Raw genomic sequence first — 700 nt, 5'->3', positions numbered from 1 at the left:
CGCAGGCGCAGCCAGCAGGGGGTTGGGGCAGCCGAAAACCCAAACAGCCAACATCCATTCGGGCCGTCGCTGCGCTCGGCCGCGCCTGCGCAGCGCGCGGCGCTTGCGCCCGCGAGATGGGGCCGAGCGAAGCGACGGCCCGAATGGATGTCCGATTCACGGGTTCCCTTCTGTATGCGCCTGGGGCGCGCAGGGCGCGGGGTGGCATGCGCGTCGAAGCGCGCATGCTTCGTTGTCTAGCTCGCCGTGGTTGTCTGAGCGGCGCGCGCAGCGCAAAGCGAGTTCCACGGCGCACCCCGTGACCGAGCACCCCTGGTTGCCCCGCAGCGCAGCGCAGGGGTCGCAGACAGTAGGGTCGCCCTTTCTTTGGTGACTTTCTTTCGGCGACGCGAAAGAAAGTTACTGCGCCGCCGGGCGCACACCCCGGCCTCCGCCCTCTGCAAAGACACTCAAGCAACTATAAAAACAATAGCTTCCAACGCTTTATGGACGGGCGGAGGAGGCCAAATGCATCCAAGAATTCAGCCGCCAAAAGCGTTGCCCATTCGGAGAACTTATTTTTACCAAGCACTTGCTTGCTAAAAATAAACAGTTTTGCTATCGTGCCTGCATGGATTCACCCGTGCCGCGCACCCGCGCCATCGCTCCCACTCTCCAGAAGCCCCCGGCCCGCCTCCGCAGCCAGGCCGTAGCGTCCCTC

Source organism: Acidovorax sp. HMWF029 (assembly GCF_003060895.1).
In the GTDB taxonomy this organism is placed as follows: Bacteria; Pseudomonadota; Gammaproteobacteria; order Burkholderiales; family Burkholderiaceae_C; genus Acidovorax.
Note: the sequence above shows the minus strand (reverse complement) of the source record.